This window comes from Komagataeibacter intermedius TF2 (assembly GCF_000964425.1).
Lineage (GTDB): Bacteria > Pseudomonadota > Alphaproteobacteria > Acetobacterales > Acetobacteraceae > Komagataeibacter > Komagataeibacter intermedius.
The window spans coordinates 55543-63558 of sequence record NZ_BANF01000050.1 but is presented as its reverse complement, the minus strand read 5'-3'; the positions used below and the strand labels follow the sequence as shown (position 1 = coordinate 63558).

Genomic DNA, 8016 nt, shown 5'->3' with positions numbered 1-8016 from the left:
CCTTCATCCTGTCGCGCACGCTGGTGCCGACCATGGCCAAATACCTGCTGGCCGGCCACAGCGTGGCGGGACATGGGGATTCCCACCACTGCGAGCCGCAGGTCCACAACCTGCAATACCCCAGGCGCCTGCCCGAACGCTTCCAGCAGGCGTTTGAGCGCGGGTTCAACACGTTCCGCGAAGGGTATGCGGGCGTGCTGGAACGCGCGATTGCAGGGCGCAGGCGCTTTGTTGGCGTGTTCCTGGGCGTTTCGGTCTGCTCTCTGGGGCTGTACCTGATCGCGGGACGCGATTTCTTTCCCGAAACCAGGTCGGGCACGATCCAGATGCACATGCGCGCGCCCCTTGGCACCCGCATCGAGGTGGCGGGACGCGAGGCGTCGCTGGTGGAAGACCGGATCAACGCCCTGTTCCCCGGCAAGGTAGAAAGCATGATCGAAAACTGCGGCCTGCCCGAAGGGGCGCATAACCAGGCCTTCATTCCCACGCCCACCATCGGCACGCAGGACTGTGACATCACCATTGCACTTAAAAATGAGGAAACACCCGTGTGGGACGACCGCACCATCCTGCGCCATGACCTGTCGGCACGGTTTCCCGGCACCGTGTTCACCTTCCAGCCTGCGGACCTTACGGCAAAGATCCTGAATTTCGGGTCGCCTTCGCCCATCGACATCCAGATTTCGGGGCCGGACCTGCGTGACAATTACGATTATGCCCGCCTGCTGGTAAACCGCCTGCGCGGCGTGCCGGGGGCAGCCGATGTCGTGATCCAGCAGACCATGAAAACGCCCACGCTGTTCGTGCAGGGCAACCGCACGTTCGGGCAGGCCACCGGCATGACGGAAGCCGACCTTGCCAATAACGAACTCATGACGCTGTCGGGCAGCCAGACGGTGGACCCGCAATACTGGCTGGACCCGGCCACGGGCATCACCTTCCCGCTGAACGTGTATGTGTCACAGGACCAGCTGACGCATTTCAACAACCTCATGACCATTCCGGTGGACAAGGGCGATGGCGACCCGCAGGGGCGGCACATGCAGCTGCTGGGTGGTATCAGCAATGTCAGCGCCACCGGCACGCCGGGGCAGGTCTCGCACTTCAACTCCATGCCGGAAGTTGACATCTATGTTTCCGCCGAGGGCGCGGATCTGGGACAGGTGACAACCGGCGTGCAGCACGTGCTGGACCAGACGCGGGACAGGGTGCCGTCCACCGCCGCCGTGGTGGTGCGCGGCCAGACCGAAACCATGCGCCATGCCTATGTCGAACTGGTGTTCGGGCTGGTGGTGTCGGTGCTGCTGATCTACCTGCTGATCGTGGTCAATTTCCAGTCATGGCTGGACCCGTTCATCATCATCACCGCGCTGCCGGGCGCACTGGCGGGTATCGCGTGGGCGCTGTTCCTGACGCATACGCGGCTGTCGGTGCCGGCGCTGACGGGGGCGATCATGTGCATGGGCACGGCCACGGCCAATTCCATCCTGGTGGTGTCCTTTGCCCGTGAACGGATCGAGGAACATGGCGACGCCCTGCGCGCGGCGCTGGAGGCAGGCTACGGCCGCATCCGCCCGGTGCTGATGACCGCGCTGGCCATGGTGATCGGCATGGTGCCCATGGCCATGAGCAATTCCCAGAACGCGCCCCTGGGCCGCGCGGTCATTGGCGGGCTGCTGGTGGCCACCGTGTCCACGCTTCTGTTCGTGCCGTGTGTTTACGCAATCCTGCACAACCGTCCATCCCGCATCCGGGAGGAAATGAACTGATGTCCACCCAGAAAAACCGAAAAGTCGTCATGCTGGCCGGTGCCGCCGTTGTCGTGGGGTGGTGCGGTTACCTGCTGGTCGGACGCGTGCAGCATGCAGCCGCCCTGCGGCGGGAGGCCACTGTCGCCTCCGTGCCCGATGTCATGGTCATCTCGCCCCGGCGCGAGGCGCGCCATGTCAGCCTCGACCTGCCCGGCACGATCGAGGCATGGTACCAGGCCCCCATTTACCCGCAGGCGTCCGGTTACGTGCGCATGTGGTACAAGGATTACGGCGCGCGGGTGGCCACGGGCGACGTACTGGCCGAAATCAACACCCCCGGCCTTGATGCGCAGTTCGCGCAGGCGCAGGCCGACCTGCAGTCGTCACAGGCGAAATACGACCTTGCGGTGGTGACGGCCCAGCGCTGGCGGCTGATGGGCAAGTCACAGGCGGTGTCGGGGCAGTCCGTTTCCGTGCAGGACGCGAACGAGAAATCCGCCGCCGCCGACCTGGAGGCCGCGCGCCACAACCTTGACCGCTACGCCGCCCTTGAACGCTTCAAGATCATTGTCGCACCGTTTGATGGCGTGGTGACGCAGCGTGACATCAACGTGGGCGACTACGTGCATGAAGGCGGCGGCAACCTGAATGCCACGGGTGCGGCCAGTGAACTGTTCAGCGTGGCGGATACGCACCAGATGCGTCTGTTCGTCTCGATCCCTGAAAACATGTCCTACATCCTGCAGCCCGGCCTGCAGGCCAGCGTGCAGGTGCCGCAGTTCCCCGACCGCCGGTTCGAGGCGAAGTTCCTGACCGTATCGGGCGGCTATGACCCCGACACCCGCACCAGCGTAAGCGAGTTCGTGATCGACAATACCGACCATGCCCTGTGGCCCGGAACCTTCGCCGCCGTCACCCTGACCGCGCCCGAACAGGCCACGCACCAGACCATTCCCACCGGCGCGCTGGTGTTTCAGGAACACGGCATGCAGGTGGCCGTGGTGGATGGGCAGAACCATGCGCATTTCCACAATATCATCGTGGGCCGCATGGGCGACGGGGCGACGCAGGTGCTGTCGGGCATATCCCCCGATGACCGGATCATCGACAACCCGCCCGCCGACCTGCTGGAGGGCGAGAGCGTGCGCGTGGTCCAGCCCGTGGCCGGATACAGCAGCGATACCGATGAAAAGGACGATGAATGATGGCACACACCATCCGCCGCGCCGCCGGCATGGGGGGCGCGTGCGCCATGTCGCTGCTGTCACTGGCGGGATGCGACCTGGCCCCGGCCTATCATGCGCCGAACTACATCATTCCCGCCACATGGCAGGGGCAGGCCCCGTTTGGCGTGGCCCGCCCCATGGATGACGCCATTCCCGCGCAGTGGTGGGAAAGCTTTGCCGATCCGCAGCTTGACATGCTGGAAACCACCGCCATGGCCCATAACGGCGACCTGCAGGCCGCCAGCGAACGTTTCCTGCAGGCACGCGCGATCGTAAGCGAGGCCCGGGCCGACCTGCTGCCGCATTTTGGCGTGGCCTTTGGCGGCAGCAACAACAAAAGCTCGGCCGAGCGGCTGTTCCGTTACAAGGGGCCGATCACGGATTCCGATGAATTCTATGGCGGCATGGCATCGTGGGAACCGGATTTCTGGTCCTCCATCCGCAACCGGGTGCGGTTGCAGAAAGACTATGCGCAGGAACAGGCGGCGGAATACGCCGCGGCGCGGCTGAGCCTGCAGGCCGAACTGGCCAGTGACTATTTCACCCTGCGCGGGCTGGATGCGCAGGCGGCGATCTATACCCAGTCGATCCGGTATTACCAGGACTCCCTGCGCGTGACCCAGACACGGCTGGTGGACCAGGCCGCGTCACGGCTGGATGTGGCGCGCGCGCAGAACCAGCTGTACACCACGCAGGCCCGCCTGCTGGACATCCAGGCCCAGCGCGAGGTGATGGAACACGCCGTGGCCGTTCTGGTCAACGTCGCCCCGTCGTCATTCCATATCGCGGCGGATCCGCACCTTAACGGCACCCGTTTCGCGCTGCGCGCGCCCCTGCCGTCGGCCCTGCTGCAGCGCAGGCCCGACATTGCCATTGCCGAACGCCAGATGGCGCAGGCCAACCGGGCCATCGGCATAGCGCGCGCCGCGTTCTACCCACATGTGTCGTTCCAGATGAACGGAGGGTTTGATGACAATGGCTTCAACCTCGCCAACCTTGCCAATTCCATGTGGTCGTATGGCGCGACCGTGACCATGCCGGTGTTTGAGGGCGGCCTGCGCCGCGCGCAGCTACAGCAGAGCTGGTCCGCCTACCGTGAAACCCGCGACCATTACCGTGTCACCATCCTCAACGCGTTTCGCGATGTGGAGGACGGGCTGTCGCGCACCAACCGGCTGGATGGCGAAAACGGCCGCCTGCGCGCCGCCGTCGGTGCTGCCAGCGAGACACAGGACATTACCATGAACCTGTACAAGGGCGGACTTGCCACGTATCTTGACGTTCTGATCGCGCAGGTCAGCACGCTGGACGCCCGCATACAGCAGGCGGAAATCCAGACCCGGTACCTGCAGGCGCAGGTCGGCCTGATCCGTGGATGTGGCGGGGGATGGGACGCCGCCAGCCTGCCCGCGCCCAATCAGGTGTTCGGGGTTGATCCGCTTCAGTATTCCGGTCTGCACAACGCCCCGCCCGTGGGCGGCGTGCCTGCCCCGCACAGCCACGGCCCCGACCCCGACGACAACCTGACGCAGCCGGTGCTGTCCCCCGCCATGGGGCAGTAAGGGGCCGCACCAGGGCAGCCTTCCGTGGGTGCCGCCTGTCTTACAGGGGCGGCATTCCCCTGAAGCGTCCGGGCCCACGCGCCATCAGGATGCGTCGCGCGCGGGTGCGGGTGCGGGTGCGGCGGCGATGTTGCGGTCCACCTGATCGAGCAGCGCCGCATGCTGCGCGCCCCAGCGGTAGAGCATTTCCAGCGGTTCGACAAAACGCTGTCCCAGCGCCGTCAGCCGGTATTCGACCACGGGCGGCATGACCTGCATGATGTTGCGGTCCACCAGTCCCATCCGTTCCAGATCGCGCAGGGTCTGGGTCATCATCTTTTTCGACAGACCGGGCAGGGCGCGCTGAAGCTGGCCGGGGCGCGATGCGCCGCCACACAGGTGCAGCGTATGCACGATCATGGTGGTCCATTTGCCCGAAAACAGCCGCAGCAGGCGGCGTGGGGCACAGTCCTGCGCGAATGGCGCATGGCGGTAGATGTCGGGCAGGGGGGCGATATCCATGGGCGGCCTCACGGGAACGTTCAGGTGACCAGGGCACGAAAAGGTGCCGGATTGTCTTTTATGGCGTTACCCGACAGCGTGTGAAGCCCACACCCTTCATGGAGGAAAAGATGTCCCACAGGGCGCTTGTCATCGGTGCGACAGGTATTGTCGGCCAGAACCTTGCCAACCGGCTGGTCGCGGAGGGCTGGGGCGTTTACGGCCTGGCGCGGCGGACGGAAAACCTGCCCGGTACAATAATACCCGTCGCGGCCGACGCGCTGGACCCGGAATCCCTGCGCACGGCGCTGGCCGGTATCGTACCGACGCATGTCTTTTTCACCACATGGACACGGCGCGACAGCGAACGTGAAAACTGCATTGCCAACAGCGCGATGCTTCGCAACGTGTTTGCCACCCTGCCACGCCCGCACGCGCTGGTGCATGCCAGTCTGGTGACCGGGCTGAAACATTACCTTGGCCCGTTCGAAGCCTATGCGCAGGGTGCGCCGCCACAGACGCCGTTCCGTGAAAGCATGCCACGGCTGGCGGTGGAAAATTTCTATTACAGTCAGGAAGATGTCCTGTTCGAGGCCGCGGACCGGCTGGGCATTGCATGGACGGTCCATCGCCCGCATACGGTCATCGGGTATGCGATCGGCAACCTCATGAACATGGGCACGACGCTGGCGGCCTATGCCACGCTGTGCCGCGAAACGGGGCTGCCCTTCGTTTTCCCCGGATCGCCCGTGCAGTGGAACGGCCTGACGGACGTGACCGACGCCCGCCAGCTTGCCAGCCAGATCCTGTGGGCGGCCAGCAGCCCCGCCGGGCACAACCGGGCGTTCAATGTGGTCAATGGCGACGTGTTCCGCTGGAAATGGCTGTGGGGCGAACTGGCCGCATGGTTCGGCATTGACGCCGCACCCTATCCCGGTCACGCCACGTCGCTGGAACACATGCTGGCGGACAAGGGCGCACAATGGGCGGACATCGCCCACCGGCATGGCCTGCGGGAAGCAGCGCTGAACCGGCTGGCGTCGCCATGGCACACGGATGCCGATCTGGGCCGCCCCGTCGAATGCGTGACCGACATGAGCCTGAGCCGCAAACTCGGGTTCACCGGCTATCGCTACACGCCTGATTCCTTCTTCGACCTGTTCGACCGCCTGCGCGCCGAACGCTATATTCCCTGACCGCGCGGGCGGTGGTTCCTGCACCGCAGGGACAGCCTGCCAGCTTTGCCCGGATGCGCCCGCCTGTTTCGGTGACGGGCACATCTGCTCCATGCAGCCCGTGGACCATGAGCGGCTTCAGGGGAGCATTGTCTTTCCGCAAAAAACGGCGTGCGGGACCGGTCCCTGTTTTTGCAGGTTTTTCCTGAAAAGCCTGTCCGGAACATATCCAGCCGTCATCAAGGACGTTTCTGGCGAAACTTTTTTCGGGAAGCTTCGGAAGGCGTCGCCAGATAACGCCTGCTTACAGGCGGAATATTAGAATAGATTCAGCCATTTTCACTGCGGAACTTGGAAATGATGCGGTAGATGGTCGCCTTGTGCACGCTGAACTGTTCGGCAATGTCCGCAATGGGCAGGCCGTCCTGCGTTGCCATCTTGTATATTTCCGCATTATCCGCCTGGGTCAGCTTGGGCGGGCGTCCCATATGGATGCCACGCTGGCGGGCCTGCATGCGGCCTGCCGCCGTGCGTTCGCGGATCAGCGCGCGTTCAAAATCCGCGATCCCCGCAAATACCGTCATGACAATGCGGCCTTCGGGCGATGTCGTATCCGCCCACGGTTCGCGGATGGAACGTAGCCCCGCGCCCTTCTGCCGCAGGCTTTCCGCGATTTCCAGCAGGTGCTGTGTCGAGCGGGCAAGGCGGTCAAGGCGATAGACGATAATGATGTCGCCCGTACGGGCGGCCTGCAAAAGGCGCGTCAGCCCGGGACGTTCCTTTTCTTCCTCCGGCAGGGGGTCCTCGTAAATGGTTTCGCAGCCTTCGTCATGCAAATGCCACACTTGCTCCTCAAGGGTGCACTCGTCCGTCCCTGCACGCGCATAACCGATCAGCATCTTATCTTCAGATCACAATTAAAATTCAATTACATATGTAGTCAAAAATCGAACAACTGAACAGACATTGCAGCGACGTCACAAGACGTTCCCATTTCCTTCTCATGGAATGGTAAAGAACTAAGGAATAAATTCCCAGCATTCAATTAAAAAAGCATTTATTCCCTAGGGTCGAAATGAGTTGCATTACTATTGCAATATATGTATAAGCCCAAAATTATCGAAACATTAAGACTTTTGCGAAATCAGGATAATATAATTGATGGGACGCCGAACGGATGATGAACATCGAGTCCTGACCAGTCGGGATACGGATCAGGAAATTCGCGGTGGTTTTTTTGTCTTGCGGCATGCCCTGGTGGAGGTCGCGCGGAATGCATCGGCATTCCACACCCACCACCATGCATCCGAACGTCTGGTGGTCGGGCCGGATGCATGGCTGCGTGCCTCCCTGAGCGATATTGCCACCAGCTGCCAGCGTGACTACGTGCTGCGTGGCGGCACGATGGAATTTGAAAGTTCCGGCACGCTTCATATCCTGTGGGTGCGCATTGCGGTCAAGGCGGGCGGGGGCAGCCTGATTTTTGGCCCGAAACTACCGGATTCCGGCCTGCTGCTGGTTGATGTCACGCTGGAGGAGGATGCCCCGGGCACCATCTCCATCACCTTCCGCGATGTCGCCAGCCTGAGCGTCACCTATGATGCCGATACCGACATCACCCTGATCGGACTGCTGAGTGGCGCCTCGACCACGCTGGACTGCAATGCATGGGCCGTGGTCCGGTTTTTGGGAAATGTCTGTGGCCTGCCCGATGAATGCAGCGAGGCCATACCCGGACAGCAGGGCGGTGCGCCGCTGTATCTCCGCCATTATCCGGCCGGGGAAACGCATGAAATCTGCATTGTCGTGAAAAAATAGAAAT

7 protein-coding genes are annotated in these 8016 nt (G+C 62.9%); 5 read left to right on the top strand and 2 right to left on the bottom strand.

What is annotated here, in order from left to right; translation table 11 throughout:
• From B7449_RS09380 to B7449_RS09370, 3 genes are all read left to right on the top strand, one after another.
• On the top strand, positions 1 to 1769 hold a 1769-nt coding region (locus B7449_RS09380), incomplete at its 5' end, for an efflux RND transporter permease subunit (protein WP_048883582.1).
• Positions 1769 to 2956, top strand: a complete 1188-nt coding sequence (locus B7449_RS09375) for an efflux RND transporter periplasmic adaptor subunit (RefSeq protein WP_039736814.1) — start codon at positions 1769 to 1771, stop codon at positions 2954 to 2956. The genes B7449_RS09380 and B7449_RS09375, both read left to right, overlap by 1 nt.
• Positions 2953 to 4539 (top strand): efflux transporter outer membrane subunit, encoded by a 1587-nt coding sequence (locus B7449_RS09370; protein WP_039736812.1) that lies wholly within the window; start codon positions 2953 to 2955, stop codon positions 4537 to 4539. Before B7449_RS09375 ends, B7449_RS09370 begins: the two co-directional genes overlap by 4 nt.
• Positions 4540 to 4623: 84 nt before the next feature.
• Here B7449_RS09370 and B7449_RS09365 read toward each other — a convergent pair whose 3' ends face one another.
• Positions 4624 to 5040: a winged helix-turn-helix transcriptional regulator gene (locus B7449_RS09365; RefSeq protein ID WP_039736810.1), complete on the bottom strand. Its 417-nt coding sequence runs from the start codon at positions 5038 to 5040 to the stop codon at positions 4624 to 4626.
• 110 nt (positions 5041 to 5150) lie between these two features.
• Here B7449_RS09365 and B7449_RS09360 point away from each other — a divergent pair, with 110 nt between their 5' ends.
• Entirely contained in the window at positions 5151 to 6215 is a 1065-nt protein-coding gene (locus B7449_RS09360) for an SDR family oxidoreductase (RefSeq protein ID WP_039736883.1), read from the top strand.
• Positions 6216 to 6523: 308 nt separating this feature from the next.
• Here B7449_RS09360 and B7449_RS09355 read toward each other — a convergent pair whose 3' ends face one another.
• The gene (locus tag B7449_RS09355) at positions 6524 to 7093 is read right to left on the bottom strand and encodes a recombinase family protein (RefSeq protein WP_039736809.1); all 570 of its coding nucleotides are present in this window, start codon (positions 7091 to 7093) and stop codon (positions 6524 to 6526) included.
• 262 nt (positions 7094 to 7355) lie between these two features.
• Between B7449_RS09355 and B7449_RS09350 the strand changes: the two genes are divergently transcribed.
• Complete coding sequence (locus tag B7449_RS09350; RefSeq protein WP_039736808.1) at positions 7356 to 8012, top strand: hypothetical protein; 657 nt, start codon at positions 7356 to 7358, stop codon at positions 8010 to 8012.
• Positions 8013 to 8016: the final 4 nt, after the last annotated feature.